This window comes from Shewanella gelidii (assembly GCF_014647855.1).
Classification (GTDB): domain Bacteria; phylum Pseudomonadota; class Gammaproteobacteria; order Enterobacterales; family Shewanellaceae; genus Shewanella; species Shewanella gelidii.
Genome location: NZ_BMPZ01000002.1, coordinates 371,264 through 393,797, shown reverse-complemented (window position 1 = coordinate 393,797; position 22,534 = coordinate 371,264). Strand labels below are relative to the sequence as shown.

Annotated in this window: 22 protein-coding genes; 4 read left to right on the top strand and 18 right to left on the bottom strand. The window is 45.4% G+C overall.

Annotation, left to right across the window (positions count from 1 at the left end; all coding sequences use genetic code 11):
• Positions 1 to 238: 238 nt before the first annotated feature.
• The 12 genes from IEY18_RS05250 to IEY18_RS05195 form a co-directional block, all read right to left on the bottom strand.
• The gene (locus tag IEY18_RS05250) at positions 239 to 1,060 is read right to left on the bottom strand and encodes a M48 family metallopeptidase (protein ID WP_188918542.1); all 822 of its coding nucleotides are present in this window, start codon (positions 1,058 to 1,060) and stop codon (positions 239 to 241) included.
• A gap of 2 nt (positions 1,061 to 1,062) precedes the next feature.
• Complete coding sequence (locus IEY18_RS05245; protein ID WP_188918541.1) at positions 1,063 to 1,509, bottom strand: YbjQ family protein; 447 nt, start codon at positions 1,507 to 1,509, stop codon at positions 1,063 to 1,065.
• A gap of 9 nt (positions 1,510 to 1,518) precedes the next feature.
• Complete coding sequence (locus IEY18_RS05240; protein ID WP_188918537.1) at positions 1,519 to 1,833, bottom strand: YbjQ family protein; 315 nt, start codon at positions 1,831 to 1,833, stop codon at positions 1,519 to 1,521.
• 163 nt (positions 1,834 to 1,996) lie between these two features.
• Positions 1,997 to 4,051, bottom strand: coding sequence for a S9 family peptidase (locus IEY18_RS05235; RefSeq protein WP_188918534.1), 2,055 nt, complete (start codon positions 4,049 to 4,051; stop codon positions 1,997 to 1,999).
• A gap of 67 nt (positions 4,052 to 4,118) precedes the next feature.
• Entirely contained in the window at positions 4,119 to 4,322 is a 204-nt protein-coding gene (locus tag IEY18_RS05230; protein WP_188919168.1) for a hypothetical protein, read from the bottom strand.
• Positions 4,323 to 4,692: 370 nt separating this feature from the next.
• Positions 4,693 to 5,451, bottom strand: a complete 759-nt coding sequence (locus tag IEY18_RS05225; protein ID WP_188918532.1) for an SDR family oxidoreductase — start codon at positions 5,449 to 5,451, stop codon at positions 4,693 to 4,695.
• Positions 5,452 to 5,455: 4 nt separating this feature from the next.
• A complete protein-coding gene (gene mmsB, locus IEY18_RS05220; protein WP_188918530.1) occupies positions 5,456 to 6,355 on the bottom strand; it encodes a 3-hydroxyisobutyrate dehydrogenase in 900 nt (299 codons plus the stop codon).
• Between the two features lie 99 nt (positions 6,356 to 6,454).
• Positions 6,455 to 7,591: an enoyl-CoA hydratase/isomerase family protein gene (locus IEY18_RS05215; protein ID WP_188918528.1), complete on the bottom strand. Its 1,137-nt coding sequence runs from the start codon at positions 7,589 to 7,591 to the stop codon at positions 6,455 to 6,457.
• Between the two features lie 23 nt (positions 7,592 to 7,614).
• Positions 7,615 to 8,388: an enoyl-CoA hydratase gene (locus tag IEY18_RS05210; protein ID WP_188918525.1), complete on the bottom strand. Its 774-nt coding sequence runs from the start codon at positions 8,386 to 8,388 to the stop codon at positions 7,615 to 7,617.
• A 22-nt stretch (positions 8,389 to 8,410) separates the two neighbouring features.
• Entirely contained in the window at positions 8,411 to 9,568 is a 1,158-nt protein-coding gene (locus IEY18_RS05205) for an acyl-CoA dehydrogenase family protein (protein ID WP_188918523.1), read from the bottom strand.
• A 160-nt stretch (positions 9,569 to 9,728) separates the two neighbouring features.
• Positions 9,729 to 11,222 carry a CoA-acylating methylmalonate-semialdehyde dehydrogenase gene (locus IEY18_RS05200; RefSeq protein WP_188918521.1) on the bottom strand — a complete coding sequence of 498 codons (1,494 nt, stop codon included), beginning with the start codon at positions 11,220 to 11,222 and terminating at the stop codon, positions 9,729 to 9,731.
• Between the two features lie 83 nt (positions 11,223 to 11,305).
• A complete protein-coding gene (locus tag IEY18_RS05195) occupies positions 11,306 to 12,493 on the bottom strand; it encodes a thiolase family protein (RefSeq protein ID WP_188918519.1) in 1,188 nt (395 codons plus the stop codon).
• 376 nt (positions 12,494 to 12,869) lie between these two features.
• Between IEY18_RS05195 and IEY18_RS05190 the strand changes: the two genes are divergently transcribed.
• Positions 12,870 to 13,115: a DUF3624 domain-containing protein gene (locus tag IEY18_RS05190; RefSeq protein ID WP_188918517.1), complete on the top strand. Its 246-nt coding sequence runs from the start codon at positions 12,870 to 12,872 to the stop codon at positions 13,113 to 13,115.
• A 113-nt stretch (positions 13,116 to 13,228) separates the two neighbouring features.
• Here IEY18_RS05190 and IEY18_RS05185 read toward each other — a convergent pair whose 3' ends face one another.
• The 4 genes from IEY18_RS05185 to IEY18_RS05170 all read right to left on the bottom strand — a co-directional run bounded on the left by IEY18_RS05185 (position 13,229) and on the right by IEY18_RS05170 (position 17,475).
• Positions 13,229 to 14,404 carry a tetratricopeptide repeat protein gene (locus IEY18_RS05185; protein ID WP_188918515.1) on the bottom strand — a complete coding sequence of 392 codons (1,176 nt, stop codon included), beginning with the start codon at positions 14,402 to 14,404 and terminating at the stop codon, positions 13,229 to 13,231.
• Positions 14,405 to 14,998: 594 nt separating this feature from the next.
• The gene (locus IEY18_RS05180) at positions 14,999 to 16,036 is read right to left on the bottom strand and encodes an NAD(P)H-dependent flavin oxidoreductase (RefSeq protein WP_188918513.1); all 1,038 of its coding nucleotides are present in this window, start codon (positions 16,034 to 16,036) and stop codon (positions 14,999 to 15,001) included.
• A 562-nt stretch (positions 16,037 to 16,598) separates the two neighbouring features.
• Complete coding sequence (locus tag IEY18_RS05175) at positions 16,599 to 16,769, bottom strand: hypothetical protein (protein ID WP_188918511.1); 171 nt, start codon at positions 16,767 to 16,769, stop codon at positions 16,599 to 16,601.
• Between the two features lie 364 nt (positions 16,770 to 17,133).
• Positions 17,134 to 17,475 carry a winged helix-turn-helix transcriptional regulator gene (locus tag IEY18_RS05170; protein ID WP_188918509.1) on the bottom strand — a complete coding sequence of 114 codons (342 nt, stop codon included), beginning with the start codon at positions 17,473 to 17,475 and terminating at the stop codon, positions 17,134 to 17,136.
• Between the two features lie 100 nt (positions 17,476 to 17,575).
• Here IEY18_RS05170 and IEY18_RS05165 point away from each other — a divergent pair, with 100 nt between their 5' ends.
• Both IEY18_RS05165 and IEY18_RS05160 read left to right on the top strand, forming a co-directional pair.
• Complete coding sequence (locus tag IEY18_RS05165; RefSeq protein ID WP_373290721.1) at positions 17,576 to 18,355, top strand: SDR family NAD(P)-dependent oxidoreductase; 780 nt, start codon at positions 17,576 to 17,578, stop codon at positions 18,353 to 18,355.
• Between the two features lie 37 nt (positions 18,356 to 18,392).
• Positions 18,393 to 19,067: a cupin domain-containing protein gene (locus tag IEY18_RS05160; RefSeq protein WP_428848195.1), complete on the top strand. Its 675-nt coding sequence runs from the start codon at positions 18,393 to 18,395 to the stop codon at positions 19,065 to 19,067.
• Between the two features lie 91 nt (positions 19,068 to 19,158).
• On the opposite strand, the gene metA is transcribed toward IEY18_RS05160, so the two are convergent.
• Positions 19,159 to 20,112 (bottom strand): homoserine O-acetyltransferase MetA, encoded by a 954-nt coding sequence (gene metA, locus IEY18_RS05155; protein ID WP_188918503.1) that lies wholly within the window; start codon positions 20,110 to 20,112, stop codon positions 19,159 to 19,161.
• Positions 20,113 to 20,459: 347 nt separating this feature from the next.
• On the opposite strand from metA, the gene IEY18_RS05150 reads away from it, so the two are divergent.
• Positions 20,460 to 21,212, top strand: a complete 753-nt coding sequence (locus tag IEY18_RS05150; protein WP_188919166.1) for an SDR family NAD(P)-dependent oxidoreductase — start codon at positions 20,460 to 20,462, stop codon at positions 21,210 to 21,212.
• 151 nt (positions 21,213 to 21,363) lie between these two features.
• Here IEY18_RS05150 and ompW read toward each other — a convergent pair whose 3' ends face one another.
• Positions 21,364 to 22,008 (bottom strand): outer membrane protein OmpW, encoded by a 645-nt coding sequence (gene ompW, locus IEY18_RS05145; protein ID WP_188918501.1) that lies wholly within the window; start codon positions 22,006 to 22,008, stop codon positions 21,364 to 21,366.
• Positions 22,009 to 22,534: the final 526 nt, after the last annotated feature.

Below are 22,534 nucleotides of genomic sequence, written 5' to 3'. Positions count from 1 at the left end.
AAATAGCTATGAGACGCACTGTAAATTCTAATCAAAATTTACCTCCTTACCGCCTCTGTAATCGTAGCTTTCGCACCTTTGAGCACAGTGGCGATTCATGCCAAGCAACTCTTCCAGCCAAACAAAGTTATGACTAACACCAAAAGAAAAGTATTCTTCATTACTTAAATCCTGTCACTGTGAATGACCACCGATAACCTCCCTCATAAGCTTCTATATTAGTAAAGCAACAAGTCGTTTAAATTCCATCAAACGTGCTTAATGGATTTGTCTCTTTAAACCCATAGCCTCGACTTTGCGCCCATGTATGAATCTGCTCAATTCTCGCTTGGGTTTTGGGGTGGGTAGCAAAGTAATGGCCAAATTCTGCGAACTTGCCCTCCTGCTTGAGTAAGGCATCAAACAGCTCGGTTGCGCCGCCAACATGACCGTAGTGGCAGGCCAAAGCTTGCAGCGCTTTGGCATCCGCAGAGGATTCCCGCGATTGGGAGTATTGCGCCTGACTTAATGCGGCAGCAGGGTTGGCCAAAGCAGCCGCATCGCCCATACCAACGACCGCCATCAGTGAGGCAAGTATTAAACCGCGGCCAATGCCTTTGAGATGATCCCGTTGCTGAAAATGGGCAATTTCATGGGCTAGTACAAAAGCAAGGCCATTTTCAGATTGCACGGCATCCACTAGACCTTGATACACAAACACATCATCGCCGGGCACGGCTAGGGCATTGACCTTCTCACTTTTCACCAGCCACAACTGCAGCGGGTAATCGACGTCTAAGCACTGTTTTAAGCCTTGAAACAGGGCTGAATCAATTCGCTTGGCTTCACCGCCATGATCCAACATAGAGCTGGCTATCACATCAACCGAATTGCGCTTAAACCATTGCAGCTCTTGCTCAGGTGAAATATGCTCGGCCACCAGATCCACTGCCAAACCCAGTAGCAAATAAACAACAAAAGCCACAACACTGAGACCACCAAGAAGCAGTGCAAACTCCATGAGTGGGTGCTTATGGCTAATATTGTCATTGTGCTCGGGTAACCCTGGCTGATACTCCATGGTTATTTTTCAGCGTAAATGGCTGTGCCGTAGGCAAGTATTTCAACCGATCCGGTTTGATCTTTGGCGCCTTTAAATACAGATGAGGTTTCAATGCGTAGATTGATAATTTGCGAGGCGCTGGGGCAGCTTTCTTTTAAACGCAAAATAGCCTCACGGCGCGACCTGTCTAACAGGGTTTCATAGGAGCTGACATTGCCGCCAACAATGGCTCTAAGCCCCGCGATAATACGCTTAAAGTAGTCCACTGAAATCACCGCATTGCCGCGTACCAGATGGGTTTTACGCACCGCCCCTATATCACCCACAGGGCGTTTACTGCTGGTAGTGACTAAATGCATGAATTTCTGTTCACGCTCGACAATTGATTTGTAATGCTGCTTCTCGGCATAAGATCCAACAAAAAAACCAAGGCAGAACAAAGTCAGAAAAATACCTAACTCAATCATAATCTAGCCTCACTCAATCACGACTGCTGTGCCATAGATATAGATTTCTGATGCACCAGCTGCAACAGATGAGGTAGAAAAGCGAACATTGACCACAGCATTGGCACCAAGTTGAGTTGCCTGCGACTGCATCCGCTCCATCGCTTCATCCCGCGCCTCGGTGAGTAGCTCTGTGTATCCTCTGAGCTCGCCACCTACAATATTCTTTAAACCTGCCATAATATCTCGGCCTACATGCTTTGCACGCACAGTGCTGCCAGAGACCACTCCGAGGCATTTTACAATCTTCTTACCGGTGACTTCTTCAGTGTTTGTGATAATCACAGAGACTCTCCCTAATGCTTGCAAATCAGCAATCTGACCGAACCCAATACCATAAAAGGCCGGACAGACTTCCCTAAAACGTATTTATATCATGAAGATGCAGTAACAAGAAATGACATGAAGCACATTTAGCTGGTACAGCGAGCACCAGCCTGAAAGGAAGTTATTGACGCTGACCCAACTGCTCAACATTGTCGAGGATCAATGGCTCGATATCATCAGCCGGTTGGATCCCAAAGACCTGACTGAAGAAAGACAATTCCGCATATAAGCTCTTAATGCGGTTTTGAATCCCCCAATAACCATGGCCTTCATCGGCAAATGTTAGATATGCAGTTGGTACACCACGTTGTTTCAGCGCTTGATAGATCTGCTCAGACTGAATCGCAGGTACCACAGGGTCTTTTAAACCTTGCAGCAGCAATATAGGCTCTTCAAACTGGTCTAAATGGTGGATCGGTGAACGGTCGAAATATGCTTGTTCTGCCTGAGGCAATGGCCCGACTAAACGCTCGAGGTAACTGGTTTCAAATTTATGGGTATCGTTATCTAGCTGCTGCATATCGCTCACCCCCGAATAGCTCACCCCCGCTTTAAATACGTGTGAATGAGCTAATGTAGACAGCACGGTTAACCCTGCGGCACTGGCTCCGCGAATTGCAGCTTTAGTTGGATCAATCCAGCCTTTGTTCGCTAAATACTTTACTGCATTCGTCGCATCTTCTACATCGGCTACGCCCCAACGACCATACAAGCTATGACGATAGTCGCGGCCAAAGCCAGTACTACCACGATAGTTCAAATCAAATATGGCATAGCCACGGCTGGTCCAAAATTGAATATCACTGCGATACGACAAGCTAGACTTTGACGTCGGTCCTCCATGCAACATCACAATCAAGGGAGGACGGGCATCATTGGGAGAAGTGTAAAGCGGGTTTCTCGGCGCGTAGAAGTAACCATAAGCGAATTCATTTTCACCCGTTTTAAAGCGAACCGTTTCAGGGCGTGTTACATATTCAGGATCAAGCTTAGCAAGGTCTGGCGCATAGATTAACTCGGTACCGCGGCCACTGACTTTATAAATCCCCTTCTCCGGCGTAATTTTTGCGCCAATAAAATAAATGGAGCCGTCACCACTAATAATATGGGAGATGTCGCCAAAATCCGTGGCGATAGGTTCAACGATATGCTCTGCAACATGGACTCGAATCAGCTGCGAAAAACCATCTTGAACCATGTGGGCAACAATCGTGTTTGCATCTTCAAATGCGTAGTGGCTATTGCCTAACTTCCATTGCGCACTGGCAAATTCCGCTTGTATTGGATAGACGTTTTCAACACTTTCATCCTCATTAACTCGGTAAATATTCCACCAATTGTCGAAGTCAGCGACAAAAAATAATTGCCCATCAGGACTAAACTGCGGCTGATTGATCGCACCTTGCTTCGGCATTTTGATTTGACGTGGATTTTGCATTTGGCCACGCCGATCTAAATCTGCTAGCCATAGCTGGGTGTTGTCCCACGGCATATTGGGGTAATCCCAAGTGATCCAAGCAAGCTGAGTATTATCATCGGAGATCACTGGCGACGTAATAAAATCATGGCCCGAAAAGAAAGGCTCTCCTTCTCCAGCAAAATTAAGATTTATCTTCACCAAACTAGCCTTGGGCATGCCCTTTTCTCGATGATCTTCTCGTACACAAATAATGCGAGAGCCTTTGGTGTAACTCAAACAACTACTGTGGCGAGTGCCATAGGGCGTTAAAGGCACATCCACTTGATTGGGCGCCAGACGATACAAGAGCTGGTCACTCTTCTTCGTTACAAACAAGCTATTTCCAATGGCGAGAAACGGTGCACCACCATATTCATGGACACGGGAACCAACATTAAAATCTGGAGATACAATCTCTTGTACAGAGCCATCTTTTTCGAGGCGTTTAATACCGACTTCACGCCCCCATGCGCCGCGCGATTCGGTAAAGTAAATGGCATCACCGATACTTTGCAGCTCTTTGATGTCATTAGATTCACTATAAACATCCTGCGCGGTTAATGGAGATTGCCAACTGCCATAAGGGGCAATCATTAATTCGCTACGCTCGTCAATGAGAGGTTGAATGTCCTCGGGCGTCACTTTGGGTTCACAGCCACTCACACATACAAACAAAACAACGGCGACCATAAATGTCGCTATTGAATACTGCTTCATGACGGTCTCCTTATATGCCTATATTTGGCTCGAAAGTAAGCTCGTTTCATCCAATAACACACGGTGATTATCGCGCTGTTGGTTTCAACAATTTACGAGAAAACCAATTCAACACACTCAGTTGTTGATGCTGTTCTAAACCAAAGAACACACAGATCCAAGGTGACAATAAAATATACCAGGGCAAAGTTAGCTGAGTTTGCTCAGAAAAACTGAGATAGAAAAAGCCCGCATAAATCACCACCACACCAATACAGCCAATGATCAGCATGATCCGTTTTAAAATCTTTTCTAGACTTGCAATCACGACGTCTCCACTCGTTGATAATACTGCATTTGATCTGATTGACTTGTCTTTACGCAAAATTAAGTAAGACGGCGGGTGTAGCTCTTAATAGCCCATTGGTTTTACATTAAAAACTTCGCATCAGTCCCAATAAATCCCACCTCGGGATAAATCCGCCTATAGCATGGCAAAAAAACACACACTTGCCAACGATACGCTAAACCTCTTGCCAAGTTTCGGACATAAAAAACGGAAACCGTCGTCAACGATTTCCGCTTCTGTTGATGAATGTAAACCTATAACCTTGAAATTAAACAGGCTTAATCATCGGTGTAAAACAACCAAGATGTACTAATTAGATGCGAATGCCGCCATCCACCTCAATAACCCGACCATTAACATAATCATTTTCGATGATAAATTTAACGGTAGAAGCAATCTCAGCAGCTTGACCTAAACGCCCTGCAGGAATCGCTTTCACCATTCTTTCCATGGCTTCTGGCTTCATTGCGGCCGTCATTTCGGTTTCGATCACACCGGGGGCAATCGCAGCACTGCGAATGTTATGGCGTGCAAGCTCTTTCGCCCAGCCCACAGACATAGCAGCAACGGCAGCTTTCGACGCTGAATAGTTTGACTGTCCCATATTGCCCGCTTTCGCTAAGCTGGAAATATTAATAATCACCCCGGCTTGTCCTGATTGGATCATCGCCGCAGCAGCCTCACGACCACAAAGGAATGTACCGGTAAGATTCACATCAAGCACCGACTGGAATTGAGCCAAAGACATCCGGTCGTAGACTTGGCCTTCTTTCGCCTTCAACAACATGCCATCGCGCAAAATCCCAGCACTGTTGACTAAGACATTCACCTGCCCCATATCTTCAAGGATATAGTTAAAGGTCGCGAATACATCTTCTTCATCGGTAATGTCTACGGCATAACCCTGAACTTCAGTATGGACCGCGAGATCAACACAAGCTTTTTCTAGCTTGTCCTGATCGACATCGATAAGGGCCAACTTGGCACCAGCTTGCGCCATCATTTCTGCAGTTGCATAGCCGAGTCCACCTGCAGCACCGGTGATGACAACAACCTTATCTTTCAAATCCATCGAGTTATCCTTTGTTTTTAAATTGTTCAAAAATACTGGAAAAATCACGTCGGCCATGACCTTGACGACCATGATTAACATACAGACTACGGGCTAAAGCACCCATTGGCGTGCTCGAATTTGTCGCCAATGCAGCCTCTTGAGATAGCCCCAAATCCTTCACCATCAGATCCACCATAAAACCGCCTTGGTAATCATTGGATGATGGCACGCTTTCCATTACACCTGGGCAAGGATTATATTTATCTAGCGTCCAATTGCCACCACTACTGACCTTCATAATGTCGGAAAGCACACTTGGATCAAGTCCATGGTCGATTCCCATCTGTAATGCTTCTGAAGTGCCCACCATTAAGACAGACAACAGCATATTATTACAAATCTTTGCCACTTGGCCGGCCCCAGGGCCACCTGCATGAAAAATATTGGATCCCATGGCAGTTAAAGCGGGTTGAGCGCGCTCAAAAGCACGCTCATGCCCACCACAAATAAAGGTTAAAGTACCTGCAGCCGCACCGGCCGTCCCCCCTGAAACTGGCGCATCGATAAACTCAAGTTGTTTTGCAGCCGCTGCATCCGCAACCTGACGTGCACTCTGGGCATCGATAGTTGAGCAATCAATGAGCAGCGTGCCTTCGGCTACAACATCGATTAACCCCTGCTGGCCATTGGCCCCCATATACAACTGACGAACATGCTTGCCTGCTGGTAACATGGTCACAACAACGTCTACCCCTGAGGCTGCGCCACAAGCTGTCGAAGCCACCAATGCCCCTTGGTCTGCTAGCGTCTGCATTGCTTCAGGCACTAAATCAAACACCTTGACGGTAAAGCCTGCTTTGATCAGGTTGACCGCCATTGGCCCACCCATGTTGCCTAACCCTATAAATGCTGCTGTCGCCATTATATGACTCCTCATTCCATTTTATTGGTCTTCCTATCGATACATTCATAACGATAAGACGGCCTACCTATCACGCAGGCAGGCCGAAATAATTTCCCATTAACCCGCGAGCTGGCTTAATGGGTGCGCTGTCGGCGTCCAAGGGGAGGCCATAATCCGTGCCACAAGAGATTCAGGCACCTCTTTGGCCGAAGAATATTTCCATTGCGGATTGCGATCTTTATCGATTAACAGGGCACGTACCCCTTCACAAAAGTCAGCAACTGCACAGCAGTTAACGCTCATGCCAAGCTCTAACTGGAATACCTGCGCTAATGATAGCTCTGTACCTAGTTGTGCTTGCGCGATAATTAAATGCCAACTAATCGGGCTTCCGGCAAGCAAGGTTTTTTGCGCGCGTTGCAACCATTTTTCTTCGGTTTCAAGCGCCTGCATACGATTCACTATGTCTGTGGCAGAGCCTGACATCAGCTCATCAATTTGTGCTTGATGTTGCTGCAATAAACTCGCGCCAAGCGCTATATCACTGGCCGCTTCAAACTCGTTTAACAATCGGTGTAGCGCTTGATGATTGCTAGCTTCATCTCGTTGCCATGTCATATCAGTCAAAGCGGTAATGAGCTTACCTTTATCTTGGTGATGCATGTAGTGGTTGCCAATATCAACGTACTTGGCATCTGCGGCATTCAGGTTGTAAGCCGTCATCCCTAAAAATATTCCGCTCTTACCAGGCATTCGATTGAGAAAATAACTCCCACTGACATCAGGATATAAACCGATAGTGACTTCGGGCATGGCAACACGACTGCGATCGGTCACGATACGATGACTTGCACCGGCCATCAGGCCTAAACCGCCACCCATCACAATGCCATCACCCCAAACGACAACGGGTTTACCAAAGGTATGTAGTAGATAATCCAATTGATATTCTTGAGTGAAAAACTCAACGGCTGGAGCAGGAATTTCACCCGGATGAAGACTCGCTGCGGCATGGATTTCGCGTACATCCCCTCCAGCGCAAAACGCTTTATCACCTGCGCCATCCAGTAAAATACACACCAGGTCTTCATCAGCCTGCCAAACAAGTAATTGCTTGGTTATCTGTTGAACCATGTCTAGATTGAGGGCATTTAACGCCTTTTCCATATTCAAGGTCACGCGCCCAACAAACTGGCCACCTTGGGTTGCAACTTTTTCAAAAAGCACATTCTGTGTTAATGATTGTTCGCTCATTTCTGGCCTCTCTACCGCAGGGGCTAACTGTTTTTCCAAACTGCAGGCCGTTTGTTCAAAAATGCATTCACGCCTTCCGCTTGATCTTGAGTATCAAATAGACGCACAAACAGCTCTCGTTCCCGAGGCAATGCCAGTGCTCGAGGCATGGTTCGGCCAACTTGAATTAACGCTTTGCAAGCCGTCACACTGCTTGGGCTCTGCTTCGCCACTTTCGCAGCCAAGGCAATTGCTGCAGACAAGCCTTCACCTTGCGCGACCACCTCTTCAACTAATCCAATTTTTTCCGCTTTCGTAGCATCAATGCGTTCACCGCAGAGAATCAAACGTTTTGCCCAACCTTCACCCACCAGTGCCGCAAGATTTTGCGTTCCGCCTGCACATGGCAATAAGCCAACGGTGGCTTCTGGCAAAGCCATTTGAGCCTGCTCTTCGGCAATCCGAATGTCACAAGCCAGCGCAACTTCTAAACCGCCGCCCATGGCATATCCATTAATCGCTGCGATAGATACACCTCGGAACGCACTGAGCGTTTCAAAAGCCTCACCAAAGTGCTTGGCCATATCTCCAGCAACAGCTTTATCACCGTCCGCAAACAGCTTGAGATCCGCACCTGCTGAAAAGAATTTGTCACCCTCGCCGGTAATCACTAATGCGTAAATTTCTTTGTTCTCGTTCAACGCAATCACTTTGGCCTTTAAGGCTTGTAAACTCTCCGCAGTCCAAGTATTTGCCGGTGGATTGCTCATGGTCAAAATTGCTGTATGACCTTCAATTCTTTCTAGAACCTGTCCCATTTAAAACTCCTTAACTTTGACCTTAAACAATCGCTGAAGCATTTTCATCGAGCAATCGACGAGCAACGATTAAACGCATGATTTCATTGGTGCCTTCTAGAATTTGATGAACACGAACATCGCGGAAATGACGCTCTAACGGATATTCGCGAACATAACCATAACCCCCATGGATCTGCAATGCACTATCACACACTTGGAAACCGATATCTGTGGCAAAACGCTTTGCCATCGCACAATAGGCAGTCGCTTCAGGATCTCCTGAATCCAGCTTAAATGCAGCTAATCGCACCATTTGTCGCGCAGCTACAAGCTCTGTCGCCATATCAGCTAATTTAAATTGCAATGCTTGAAATGCGGCGAGTGGCTTGCCAAATTGTTTGCGCTCATTCATATACTGGGTCGCACGCTCAAGCGCAGCCTGCGCAGTACCGACGGAACAAGTCGCGATATTAATGCGACCGCCATCGAGCCCTTTCATGGCAAAGGTAAAGCCTTGTCCTTCTTCACCTAGCAAATTACTGACCGGAACACGAACCGACTCAAAGGTAATCTGACGAGTAGGCTGCGCATTCCACCCCATTTTGTCTTCGGCTTTGCCGTAACTTACCCCCGCAGTATCTGCTGGAATTGCGATGGCAGAAATTCCGCGCGGGCCTTCTTCTCCGGTGCGACACATCACAACCAGCATTTCGGTTTCACCGGCACCAGAAATAAACATTTTGCTGCCAGAAATAACATATTCATCGCCATCACGGATCGCTTTGGTTTGCAATGAAGCGGCATCACTACCAGCCCCCGGCTCCGTCAAACAGTACGAAGCGAGTTTCTCGCCGGTTGTCAGTCCATCAGACCATTGACTGCGTAATGTTTCGCTCCCAAAACTCGTCACCATCCAAGTTGCCATATTGTGAATCGTAAGCATGGCCGTTGTTGCGGTACAACCTTTCGCGAGTGCTTCAAAAATAATGGATGCATCAAGACGAGAGAGTCCCATGCCCCCTTCACTTTCTGGCGAATAAAGTGAGCAAAAGCCAAGCTCACCTGCCTTTTGAATTACATCTTTGGGAAAGTGATGCTCTTCATCCCATTTTGCGGCAAACGGGGCTAATTCCTCTGCGGCAAACTGCTCAGCTAAATCAGCAAACTGGCGCTGATCTTCATTCAAATTAAAATCCATTATGGTTACTCCGATGACTTAACTGTCATTTCTATCTGGTGACGCTTTTTTTTTGAGGTGTAGCATTCGATATGCCTTCATCAAATTCAACTTCGATGATGAATGGCTAAAAGCAGAAAAACGGTATTGCAATACGCTCGCAATACCGTTCTTTCAAGCGCTATTTCAGCGCAATCGTCATATTCGGGCCTGTGGCAATATCAGACTCAAACCAGCGCGCGGTTATTGTCTTCGTCTCGGTGTAGAAACGAACGGCTTGCTTTCCGTAAGCATGTTGGTCACCGTAGAAACTGCCCTTCCAGCCAGTAAATGAGAAAAATGGTAGCGGTACCGGAATTGGTACATTGATCCCCACTTGGCCCACTTCAACTTGGTGCTGGTACTTACGAGCAGCCGCACCGCTTGCCGTAAAGATGGACGTGCCGTTGCCGTACGGGCTGTTATTCACCAGCTCAATTGCATCTTCAAGCGAGTCAGTTTCCATACAGCACAGAACGGGCCCAAAAATCTCTTCTTGATAGATGCTCATCTCTGTGGTGACTTTGTCAAACAGCGTTGGTCCCACCCAGTTACCCGACTCATAGCCCGGAACCGTGAAGTCACTACCATCCAACAAACACTCTGCACCTTCAGCTTTACCCTGTGCAATCAGCTTCAATACACGCGCTTTCGCAGCAGGGCTGATTACTGGGCCATAGGCCGCATTTTCATCATCCCAAACGCCAGGCTTAACGTTGGCTAGCGCTTCTTTAATCTCAGGGATCCACGCCTTGGCTTCGCCCACAAACACTGCAACGGAAATCGCCATACAGCGCTGACCCGCTGCACCAACCGATGCACCAACTAAGTTATTGATCACTTGCTGCTTGTTCGCATCTGGCATAATAACGCAGTGGTTTTTCGCTCCAGCAAATGCTTGAACACGCTTCAGGTTATCGGTGCCAGTTTTGTAAATGTACTGACCAACGCCAACAGAACCGACAAAAGAAATCGCTTTAACATCTTCATGACCCAAAATCACGTCAACAGCCGTCTTATCGCCATGAACCAACTGTACCGTGCCTTTTGGAGCACCCGCTTCTTCAAAGAGCTCAATCAAGCGCAGCGGTGTCATTGGGTCTTGCTCAGATGGCTTCAAAATAAAGGTATTCCCACATGCAATGGCTAACGGGAACATCCACAAAGGGATCATCGCTGGGAAGTTAAAAGGGGTAATTCCGGCACAGACACCCAAAGGCTGGGTGTAACTATAGGTATCAATGCTGCGTGCAACGTTTTCTACCGTTTCACCCATCAATAAAGACGCGACATTACATGCATGCTCAGCAACTTCAATCCCACGCCAAACATCCCCTTTTGCATCTTCAAAAGTTTTACCGGTTTCTTGCGCAAGAATGGTTGCAATTTCGTCATGGTGTTCTTTTAACAAGTGCTGGTAGCGCAACATCACACGCGCACGCTCAGATACAGGCACTTCTTTCCAAGTTTCAAAAGCCGTTTTCGCACTGGCAATTGCGCTTTCAACCTCTGCGACAGTGGCGCAATTAATCTCTGCTATCGTTTCGTTATTGGCTGGGTTCGTGACGGCAATAACCTTGTCACCGCTACCCGTTACAAACTCGCCATCAATGTAGTGTTTTACTTGAGTTGTCATGTCGCTTCCCTTTGCTGTTAACGCCAAACTGATCTACTCGAGTCGGCCCTTTAATTTGCTAATTGAATGATGTTCAGTCGTGACTATACTTCGATTGCCATCGCCGTTGCTTCGCCGCCGCCAATACATAACGTTGCTACGCCACGTTTTAAGCCGCGGGCTTTTAATGCATGAATCAGCGTCACTAGAATTCTGGTGCCAGAACAGCCAATGGGGTGACCCAAGGCGCATGCACCACCATTCACATTCACCTTACTTTCATCTAAACCAAGCTCAGAAATCGCTAGCATGGTGACCATGGCAAATGCTTCGTTCACTTCATATAAGTCAACATCACTGGCTGCCCAATTCACTTTTTCAAAGAGCTTGTTCACTGCGCCAACAGGGGCTGTAGTAAATTGAGATGGGTCTTGAGAATGGGTGGTATGGCCTTTAATTGTGGCTAAAACATTGAGCCCCATCGCTTCGGCTTGGTCACGACGCATCAGCAGTAAAGCCGCTGCACCATCAGAAATTGAACTTGAGTTCGCGGCTGTAATGGTGCCGTCTTTTGCGAATGCTGGACGAAGTGTTGGGATTTTGTTGGGACGTGCGTTGCCTGGCTGCTCATCGGTATCAATCGTCACTTCAGCTCGGCGATTGACGATGGTAATAGGCACAATTTCATCCTTAAATGCACCAGACTCAATTGCTGAATTGGCTTTTTCGAGCGAACTCAATGCAAAATTATCCATTGCTTCACGAGTGATCTGGTGAGTATCGGCTGTTTTCTGGGCAAAGGTTCCCATTGCACCACCGGTATAGGCATCTTCAAGGCCATCAAGGAACATATGATCCATCACCTGTCCGTGTCCCATACGCATACCACCACGAGCCCTATCTAACAGGTACGGCGCGCGGCTCATACTTTCCATGCCACCAGCAATCACAACTTTTGCGCTACCCGCTTTAATGAGGTCATGGGCCATCATGGTGGTCTTCATTCCAGAACCACAAACCTTATTCACCGTGGTTGCACCAACCGACAAAGGTAGATTCGCACCGAGTGTCGCTTGTCTCGCAGGCGCTTGACCAAGGCCCGCCGGTAATACACACCCCATCAAGACTTCATCAACGACTTCACCAGAAATACCGGTGTGATCGAGTAATCCTTTCATCGTTGCTGCAGCAAGTGTCGGCGCTGGCACCCCTGCCAACTCCCCCTGAAAACCACCCATAGGTGTACGTTTTGCGGCAACGATAACGATGTCTTGTTCTGATGTATGGCTCATAAGGGCTCCATTGTGCTCCACTCAAATAACGTGACTTCACTATCGAAATCAGCAATCGAGTGATCTTGATCAAATAAGAACCACTTTGACGTTTACGCCAACGTAAAGCAAGTGTTAATCCACCAAACACAGACCAAAGTATTAGCCTAGGTTGTCAGTTAGAATTTACACTAAAGAATAGCCCCGTAAGCAGCTCACCCAGGTCGGGCGCGGCAATAGGAGACTTGAGTGTGCAATCATGCGCAGTAAGCATTTGAGAGCATTGGAATTTGAGCGCTGTCTTTATAAGCCTTTATGGCAAACCGCTGCACAGACTTTATTCCACAGGCTGGAGGGATTAAGATGGCGCTTGTCTCGATAAAGAAATGGAACAAACATGGCCTGTGATGCCTGCTTCTCTACCGTATTTAAACAAAAAATTGGCCGCTGCAAGCGCTGCATGGTGCAACTGACCCTTTTATCGGCGGTCAGCTGGCCACTGTGGTATTGGCTCTATTTCGAAGACATCCGCTCAGTCGAGTCCATCGCACTGCTCTTCTTCGCATTTGCCTTCAGCGGCCTGTTGCTCTTACATCTCATGGTTCTGAGCTATCGAACCCTTCGAGACAAGCTTACGAGATAGTTTAAAGTTCATTCATGGTTATTAATATTTTATCAAGCCAATAAAAAACTTTGTTGTAAAAGTAACGCGAGTCTCACCTATATTTACTATCTATTAAAGGTAACTATAGAAATTTAAGTTGATGATGGTGCCTTTTCTTCAACTTCAGCCTCAAAATCACGCTTGCTTTCATTAATTTCCTTGTATTTATCTTTGAGAGAGTTTAAATATTCTGAATCTTCTTTAAAATCTTGGCTAAAACCAAACTTCTTATCGAGTTCTACCGCTTTCTCCAACCACTTAATGGCCTCTCCAACGTCACCGTACCAATCCGAAGTCTGACCTAAATTATAGTAAGTATAAGAAAGGTTTTTCCAGTCTTGATTGACTTCTAACTGTTCCGCAGATTCCCTATATATTCTAAAGGCTACCTCTAACAGCTTAAAATACTCCTCATTCGAATCTGTAGCTGCGGCTTGTTGCTGATAGGTATTCGCTAAATTGGAAAGTGCTTGCGCCTTTGTACTTATTAATTCTGGATTTTCATCTAAGTAATCAATGACCCACTCAAACTGAAGTCTTGACTCCAAAAACAAGTCAGAGCTAGATTCACTGATTTTGCTATATTCGTTTAACATACGACCATAAGAGAATCGAATTTCATACTCATACCACCCGAACAAAAAAGATGTCGAACAACTTTCAATCGACTTCTCATACAAAATTTTAGATTGATGGAACTCACCTTTCTCAAATGAGTCTTCAGCAAGAAGATAATTCGTATAGGTTGGCGTTGATATGACTGTATTGAATACTAAAAGAGGAGCAAAAAAAATAATCAGCAGCAAATTCCATTTGGTTATCTTTTTATTTTTCATAGATAAACCAAATTTTTCTCGATTTAGCTCAGCAGCAGCACGATTTGCAGGAACTAATGGCAAAAACGAAAACATTCCTAAAATCCAATATAGCTCAGGTAGTTTCCATAAAGCTTGCATAAAAAAATATATAAAAGCAGAAGCACCCGCGAATACTGACAATGAAATGTTTCGCTCATTTACGTCTCTTTGCACTCTAAAAAATACGCTATACGACCACAGCTGAGCAAAAATAGCACGCCAGAAAGGTAAAATTTCAGGCTTTTCTGATTTTTTAATTGCCACCCAGTTTTTATAGAACCAATACTGATTGTAGATTCCCATAGTCAAAAATGACATCATAACCAATTTGTAAGTTGACGCAGTAAAATACTCTATTTCACTGGTAAACTCTTGAGCGTCACTTTCAACCATACAGTTCTTATTTTCCATTTTATATTTCACTCAACTATTCTAGTTCCGTTCTTCAATAACTGTGTACAAATAGGACTTGTTGCTACAACAGAGGTTTTGGGGAAGTTCAAATCGCCACATTTTCCATTGAAAATCATAAGCACTCAATCAAAAATATGCACAATACAACCACAACTTTTATAAACTTTCAAAAGCAATGTGCAAAAACTAATAGAAAAAGCACGTTTTGAGATGTACGAATAGAAACAGACAGTGTAAAAATAAATTAAACTCTAAATTTTACTATATTTTAGCAAGGAGGTTTTATGAGTTAAAAGCCAAAGAAAGCATCGTTATTCATCATTTTAAAACAGCTTACCTAATGAGTACTGATTGCTTAGATATTTTTGTTGCTAGCTCATTTTTCATCACCACGTCTCATTCCGGTCCGCTTAATCGTGTCAGGAGTTTCATCATTGACGCGAACAGAGCGTCATTATCACTAGCACCAGACAGCGACGATCGGTAGAGCTATCAATTGACTACTTGCATACAGGCCGTTGCTACATTGTAAAATGGCGAAAAGCCTCAACTCAAACAGCTTCACCCCCACAGAAGTACGTAGTTTGAATTTTAAGCAAAGCCGTTTCCCCATAGTGCTGCAGTGAGATGTGATGCAGGGACTTCTTGGCAACCGTTTCTATTTTCACCAGCCCATAAGGGAGAGAAGTCAGAACAACCGAGAGCTTCTGCTTTTGACCTCAATGGCGCCATGGCTACCGATGCATAGGGAAATTGGGGAGCTTTGTCTGTTGTAAAGCCTAGATCCTCCATGACTTTATTCGTAATCCCTCGAGCCAGTCGACCAGAGAATATATTCGTTAGCGCAGTCGTCCTGCTTTTCGACAGTATCGCCTGTCTGTGAAGCGCTGTAGTTTTTGCTTCATCACAGAGCAAATATGAAGTCCCAACTTGAATGCCTGACGCGCCCAAATTCATCATTTCTCTCACTTCCACATGGGTCGCGATGCCGCCAGCTGCGACCACAGGCATGGATAATTCATGTTTCAGACTCTCTAAGAGCTCTGTAGTTGACACTTGGGTTAAAGGATCCGAGGTCAAAAACATGCCCCGATGCCCACCAGCTTCTCTCCCCTGGGCAATGACAACATCCGCTCCATTTTCTTGCAGCCAAAGCCCTTCTTCGACAGTCGTTGCCGTGGAAATAATCACGGTTCCCCAAGACTTTATGCGCTTAACCAACGCTTGCGATGGCAGGCCAAAATGAAAGCTAATTATTGGAGGCTGAATCGGCTGCAATACATCGGCATATTCGGCATTGAATGGTGTCCTTAACCCAGAAATATCACTCGGGGGAGACACTGAGTATGACTGATAATAGGGCGCAAGTTCCTCCTGCCAAACCTTAAGTGCCTGATGATCAATCACCGGCATTTCATGGCAGAAAAAGTTCAAATTGTAATTTTTGTCTGAGTGCTGCTTGAAGTGGGAGATCTCAGATAAAACCTGCTCTAGGGTTAGCATTCCGCAAGGAATAGAGCCAAGCCCGCCAGAGTTAGATACAGCTGCTGCCAACTCCCAGTTCTGTACACCTGCCATTGGCGCTTGAATGATCGGCTTTTCAATACCGAGAATGCTGCAGAGTTCCATGATGCTTCTTCCTGAATATAAACAAATTAGAGAAAGGCATTTGACGTCGCCTTACAAGACAAAACTCGATTGAATGGAATCAAGGTGCCATAAGCAACATCTTACTGCTAACGCCCGTTTGAAAGCGTGGCTGTCGTTTTACTGAAACGTATAGACCACAACGGCTCATTTTCATCTAACGCGATCAGACATTGATTCGGTATAACGATAGCCGACTACGAAACACCATCATTGCTATACCAAAGGTATAAAAGCTACATAGCCTTGATTAGACAGCTTATTGGCGAGTATTTACAAATACAATCAACAAAATCGTTTACGCCATAGATGAACCAGATACTCACTATGCATAAAGTACTTCTGTCTAAAACAAATAACGCTGTGCATACAGACCGTGTCGATAGAGGTCATATCTGTAATGGATAGGAGCCGAAAATGCGCATACGTGGATACTGCGTCATCAACAAATACCCCTGCTGGACATACCCAATTCCACATGACGCTGCCGAAATAAGCCAATAAAAATACCGAATGGCATCAAGGAGTAATCAAACCAAGTGGGTCAATTGAAGAGCAACACTTCAATCTCATCCATTGCCTGCCGCAGGCTTTTAGTATCCATACTCCCGTGGGGCGCAGCAAGTACATCCCTATAAGCTTGACGGTGGCAGTCCCTGCCACCAACACCCACTGGATATGGATACTGGACAATGTCGTTGCTTCGATTCACCATTTAATCGAACCCCAAATTGCCCTGCGGATCACAACCAATTCCCCATCGAACTTGCCGAAATAATCCAGTAAAAATTTCGAATGGCATCAAGGAGGATGACCAAGACTTGCGGGACATGGATGTCCCATCTGAGCTGATCGATAATTTATTGGTGCATGAGGAACCACAAATTCGTTTGGGGCATTACAGGTTTACAAAGGGGGACAAACGCTTTCCCCATGTTCGGGTGTGGGCGAAGCGCCACGACGTTCGCGATCGCAAGGCGAATTCAAACTAAGAGGCTTAATTAAAAGCCACTCGTTCAATTCAAAAAAGTATGGAAACACGAGTCGCTGCTCGCCTTCTCACATAACTAGAATAATGGCTATCGCTTGCTATCAAGCGTTCGCTGCAGCTTTTCGAGTTCGTCGAGCACCCCCATAAATTGGCGGCCAAAATCTGTCACCTTATATTCCACACGAGGTGGCACTTCGTGGTAAGAAATCCGCTCTAAAATGCCGAATTCAACATTCTTTTTTAAACATTGGTTGAGAACTTTCGTCGTCAACCCGTCCACACTGCGCACCATTTCACCCGGCCGATTGATTTGATTTGCGAGCAATTGATAGACAGTCAAAGACCATTTGCAGCCATATATGGTTTCAACCATTTTAGCGCTTTCGGTTGGGCCTGATTTTCTGATAAATATTTTTTCTTTGTTTTTCATCAATATGTACCAAAAAGTAAGTACCTTACCTAAATGTACTTACTTTTTAGACTGGTGATTTGCCGATAAATTGAAAGCGTACGTTAACACATATCGGAATATAAATATGAACACATCGAGTATCGCTTTAATTATTGGTGGATCAAGCGGCATGGGCTTTGCTACTGCAAAACAGTTGCTAGAACAGGGCATTCAGACCATCATTATTGGTAGGAATGCCGCAAAATTGGCAACGGCAAAGTCACAACTCGAATCATTGGCCAGCCTTGATGCAAGCGTAGAAACCATAACAGCCGATCTCTATCAACAAGAAGATATCGAGCGGGTGATTCAGTCAATCAAAAGTGAAGCCAGACACATCAAATATCTTGTAAACGCAGCCGGTTACTTTAATCCCAAATCTTTTATGGAGCACACGCCTCAAGACTACGATACTTATGCTGATTTAAACCGAGCGAGTTTCTTTATTACCCAAGCTGTAGCTGGAAACATGCGCGAACATGGCGGCGGTTCAATGGTTAATATTGGCTCAATGTGGGCGAAGCAAGCCATTAAAGCGACCCCTTCATCTGCATATTCAATGGCGAAAGCTGGATTACATGCGTTAACACAACACATGGCAATGGAGCTGGCAGAAGACAATATCAGAGTGAATGCCGTTTCGCCTGCAGTGGTAAAAACCCCCATTTATGAAACCTTTATTGATCCGGCTGACGTAGATGATGCATTAGCTGGCTTTGATGACTTTCATCCTATAGGCAGAATTGGGGCGCCAGATGATGTGGCCAATAGTATTCTATTCTTGCTACAAGATAAGGCAGACTGGGTCACCGGCGCGATTTGGGATGTCGATGGCGGGGTTATAGCGGGCAGAAACTAAAGCGATTACTCAATAAGGCACGTGAAACATGAAAACATTGATCAATGCAGACTTTACGCAACGAATTGTTGTTCGACCCGATGAGTATCAATGGGTGCAATCGCCAATGAAGGGCGTAGAACGCATGATGCTCGATAGGAAAGGCGGCGAAGTTGCACGGGCAACGTCGATTGTTCGTTACGCGCCTTTTAGTAAATTTTCGTCCCATATCCATAGCGGAGGCGAAGAGTTCTTTGTGCTTGAGGGTGTTTTTGCTGACGAGCATCAGTCCTACCCAAAAGGCAGCTATGTACGAAACCCTATTGGCTCTTCACACACGCCCAAGATTTCAGCAGAAGGCGCAATTATTTTCGTGAAATTGCAGCAATTTGATGAAGACGATACGCAGCAAAAAGTTATGGATACTCATACATTGGCTTGGCATCAAGGACTGGTAGACGGCTTAACGGTTATGCCACTCCATGAGTTTCAAGGTGAGCATATCGCTTTAGTGAAATGGGCACCCCATACAAGGTTTACTCGCCATCAGCATTTTGGTGGCGAGGAAATTTTTGTTTTGGAAGGAACCTTCTATGATGAACATGGCACTTACCCTAAAGGAACTTGGTTACGCAGCCCTCACCAGAGTCAACATCAGCCATTCACCAAAGACGATGGCGCATTGATTTACGTAAAAACAGGCCATTTGCTCAACATGGTCGAGCCCGACTAAAAGAAATACCGCTTGCCACAAAAAAACCTGAAGCATTGGCTTCAGGTTTTTTTAGCGCTATAACACAAATGGTAGATACTCAGCGGCGATATCACTCGGATTCTGTCTCGAGCTCCCATGGTGTGATTGCACTCATATCAGACAAATCATAAGGCGTCAGCTGATATACGTAATAGTTCAACCAGTTACTGATTAATAAGCTGCCATGGCTATACCACCGGGAGATTGGCGATTGTTCAGGGTCGTCGTTCCGGTAATAATTTTCAGGAACATTAGGATCTATACCGAGGTTAGCATCACGGCGGTACTCATCATCCAATGTAAACTTTTGATATTCCGGATGCCCCATCACAAATAGATTACGGTTGCTCTTACTGAGCACCATATATGCACCAGCAACTTCTGACTTTGCCAAAACGTTGAGCTCAGGATGCGCTTCAATATGTGCCACGTTCATCTCTGCAACGCGGGAGTGCGGCGCATAAAACTCATCATCAAAACCGCGCAACAATGGATAATGCTTTGATGCTCTTTGATGAACAAAAACACCAGAACGCTTTTGCGGCAGAATATGACGGTCTAGACCATAGAGATAATGCAGACCTGCGTGCGCTGCCCAGCATAGGTACAAAACAGAAGTGACATGTTGCTGTGACCAATCGACAATTTCTCGGAAGTGGTCCCAAAACGTAACGTCTTCAAACTCGACATTCCCTAGCGGTGCGCCCGTAATAATCAGGCCATCATAGTTATTGTGTTTCACCTCTTCGAAGTTACAGTAAAACGTATTCATATGATCGGCAGAGGTATGCTTTGACTCTCGTTCATGAATACGCAATAAGTCCACATCAACTTGTAACGGCGTATTTCCTAGCAAGCGCAATAATTGGGTTTCGGTTTCAATTTTATTCGGCATTAAGTTGAGGATCAGAACCTTCATCGGACGAATATCTTGATTCTCTGCTCGGGTTTCTGACATCACGAAGATGTTCTCTAACTCTAATGCATGAGCGGCTGGAAGGTTATCGGGAATTCTTACTGGCATGGTTGCCTCTTAAAATTGTGCGAAACGGCTGTTTGTCACTGCTTTCGGACTCGTCATCTCTTTACATGTTACGCCCGTTGTCCGCGGTATTACGTGAATATCAGGTATTAACGCAAACGAAATCGGCAATCACAGTGATGATTCAATCATACATAAAGACTTCTGGATGTCCACACATCCAGACTGTTTTATAGACAAAACCCTGATTAAGCGCCATGAATTATTCTCTACTTTAGCATTGACGCGATTATGTCGCCGCGGGGGTTCGGCAGATCTGTCATCGAAAAAACTGTTATAGTGCTTCAACAACGTATATTTCTTTAATTATGGACGATACCAGCTCACCTATGCCTATCGCGACAGCTTTTATTGTGGGTGCAAGCTCGCAACTCAGCCAAGAAATGGCTCGACAGTTATCAGCACAAGGTGTTGAACTCGCCTTATTTGCGCAGAATAGCGACGATTTAACCCCCTTCATTGAACAGCTACCCTCTGCAGCACACGCCTTTGAATTAAGTATTGATCAGCCTCAGCAAACCGTGCAGCAACTTGAAACGGCTTGGCAACAACTTGGCGGCGCCCATTTAGTGGTTATCAACACTGGGTTCAATCAATACCATCCAGATTTACCTTGGCAGCTTGACCAAGCCATTATTCAAGTCAATGTGCAAGGTTTTGCCGCCATCGCAAACACCTGCTTTAAGTTGCTCTGTGAGCAAGGTTATGGCCAATTGGCCGCGATAAATTCAATTGCCGGAATGCGCGGCGGTTCGAGCGTGAGTTTCCATGCGTCTAAAGCATTTTCAGCGAACTATCTAGAAGGCTTATCAATGCATGCCCAGCGACTCAAACTTCCCATAACAATGACAGATATACAGCTTGGGCTACTTGATAAAGCGGCCATGCAGCAGAGTCGATTATGGTCGGCTCCCATCCCTAAAGTGGCAAAACAGATCCTTGTTGGCCTGCAAAAAGGCAAACGCCGGCTCTATGTCACCAAACGCTGGCGCATTATTGCTTGGTTAGCCAAGTTATTGCCTGAGTACATTTACAATACTCGCCACTGGAAAAGTAAAACTGCAGCTAAAAAAGAAGGCTAGTTCCTGCAATGTAAAATCAATACAGGCGATATATAAACTGTTATTGCGATATTTAGGCCTGCGTCACCAGTTCTATCGATTTTCGAAGAGCCAAATCCCACATACTAAAAAGGAGCCTTACGGCTCCTTTTGGGTTTGATCTTTAGCTTAATTAGAACCTGTAACCAACACTCAACATGTATACCCAAGGGTCGATATCCGTCTCAATGCTAACTGCGTCTGCACCCAAGTTAAATGAAACGTCGGTATTGATTTTGGTATACCAAACCGCACCATTGATCAACCAGTCTTTATTTAGCTGGTAATCCATACCCGCTTGCGCTGCAAGACCCCAAGAATTCGATAAGCTAAGGTTAGATAATGCGCCATCAAGATCGTTGGTGAACTCGTTGTCAAAGAAAACAGTGAAGTTCACACCGAGGCCTAAATATGGGCGCAGTTTTGATTGTGCATCCCCAAAGTAGTATTGCGCCATCAGTGTTGGTGGTAAGTGTTTAGTCTCGGCAATTTTGCCGACATCTTTCAGCGACACATCATGTGTAAAAGGTGAAGCAGCAAGTAATTCAACACCAATATTATCCGTCAACATATAGCCAAAATTTAAGCCTAATTGGGTGTTATCATCAATCAAGAACTCGCCAAATGTTGCAACCTGCTCACTCGACTCATTGGGTGCAACAACAGCAACACCCGCTCTCACGATAATGTCTCCTGCTTGGTGCGCAACAGCTTGAGTGCTCATTGCGCCAGACAAAACGGCAGCAGTTACCAGACCAGAAATCACATGCTTTTTCATTATCTTACTCCATTAATACAACGACTATTTTTATTGTTCATCACGCTCTAATCTTGTTGTGCAAACAGTGCCAGACATAAACAAAGCATCAGTTGATCTAAATCAAGGTTGATCAACCATTAATCTAATAGGGAGAGCGCTTTGTGATCTCGATCACCAAAAGAGCGGGCTCGACCAAATGAAGATCACATTAGCACCAGTAAGGCGTTATGGCCCACATTAAAACAGTCGTTTCTCGAGAAAAAACAATCTACGTTATTTCAAAACAAGATTGCTGTTGCGCGGGTGAAAATCGATAAAACGTTGCCAATGCGTCACAAGTATTAGGCGTCAATCACAACAAATATATATCGAAAGGGATAGAAGAAGATTTAACTGCGATACACAACTACTGGCAACAATGACGTGAGCAAAAATTCAAGTGAGCAAGAGAATGTTTTAGCAGTGAGCTGCAAACCTAAGTCTCTACAAAGCGAAAGCAAAACAATCGCTTCTATGTGCGTCACTTCATTGCAGATGTTTTTCG

Coding starts and splice junctions, on each gene's coding strand:
- IEY18_RS05200 (WP_188918521.1), bottom strand. CDS start 11,222: ATGACAACTCAAGTAAAACACTACATTGATGGCGAGTTTGTAACGGGT.
- IEY18_RS05150 (WP_188919166.1), top strand. CDS start 20,460: ATGCCTATCGCGACAGCTTTTATTGTGGGTGCAAGCTCGCAACTCAGC.
- IEY18_RS05185 (WP_188918515.1), bottom strand. CDS start 14,404: ATGGAAAATAAGAACTGTATGGTTGAAAGTGACGCTCAAGAGTTTACC.
- IEY18_RS05250 (WP_188918542.1), bottom strand. CDS start 1,060: ATGGAGTATCAGCCAGGGTTACCCGAGCACAATGACAATATTAGCCAT.
- ompW (WP_188918501.1), bottom strand. CDS start 22,008: ATGAAAAAGCATGTGATTTCTGGTCTGGTAACTGCTGCCGTTTTGTCT.
- IEY18_RS05170 (WP_188918509.1), bottom strand. CDS start 17,475: ATGAAAAACAAAGAAAAAATATTTATCAGAAAATCAGGCCCAACCGAA.
- IEY18_RS05180 (WP_188918513.1), bottom strand. CDS start 16,036: ATGGAACTCTGCAGCATTCTCGGTATTGAAAAGCCGATCATTCAAGCG.
- IEY18_RS05190 (WP_188918517.1), top strand. CDS start 12,870: ATGGCCTGTGATGCCTGCTTCTCTACCGTATTTAAACAAAAAATTGGC.
- IEY18_RS05210 (WP_188918525.1), bottom strand. CDS start 8,388: ATGGGACAGGTTCTAGAAAGAATTGAAGGTCATACAGCAATTTTGACC.
- IEY18_RS05235 (WP_188918534.1), bottom strand. CDS start 4,051: ATGAAGCAGTATTCAATAGCGACATTTATGGTCGCCGTTGTTTTGTTT.
- IEY18_RS05195 (WP_188918519.1), bottom strand. CDS start 12,493: ATGAGCCATACATCAGAACAAGACATCGTTATCGTTGCCGCAAAACGT.
- IEY18_RS05215 (WP_188918528.1), bottom strand. CDS start 7,591: ATGAGCGAACAATCATTAACACAGAATGTGCTTTTTGAAAAAGTTGCA.
- IEY18_RS05245 (WP_188918541.1), bottom strand. CDS start 1,509: ATGATTGAGTTAGGTATTTTTCTGACTTTGTTCTGCCTTGGTTTTTTT.
- IEY18_RS05230 (WP_188919168.1), bottom strand. CDS start 4,322: ATGCTGATCATTGGCTGTATTGGTGTGGTGGTGATTTATGCGGGCTTT.
- metA (WP_188918503.1), bottom strand. CDS start 20,112: ATGCCAGTAAGAATTCCCGATAACCTTCCAGCCGCTCATGCATTAGAG.
- IEY18_RS05175 (WP_188918511.1), bottom strand. CDS start 16,769: ATGGTGAATCGAAGCAACGACATTGTCCAGTATCCATATCCAGTGGGT.
- mmsB (WP_188918530.1), bottom strand. CDS start 6,355: ATGGCGACAGCAGCATTTATAGGGTTAGGCAACATGGGTGGGCCAATG.
- IEY18_RS05225 (WP_188918532.1), bottom strand. CDS start 5,451: ATGGATTTGAAAGATAAGGTTGTTGTCATCACCGGTGCTGCAGGTGGA.
- IEY18_RS05205 (WP_188918523.1), bottom strand. CDS start 9,568: ATGGATTTTAATTTGAATGAAGATCAGCGCCAGTTTGCTGATTTAGCT.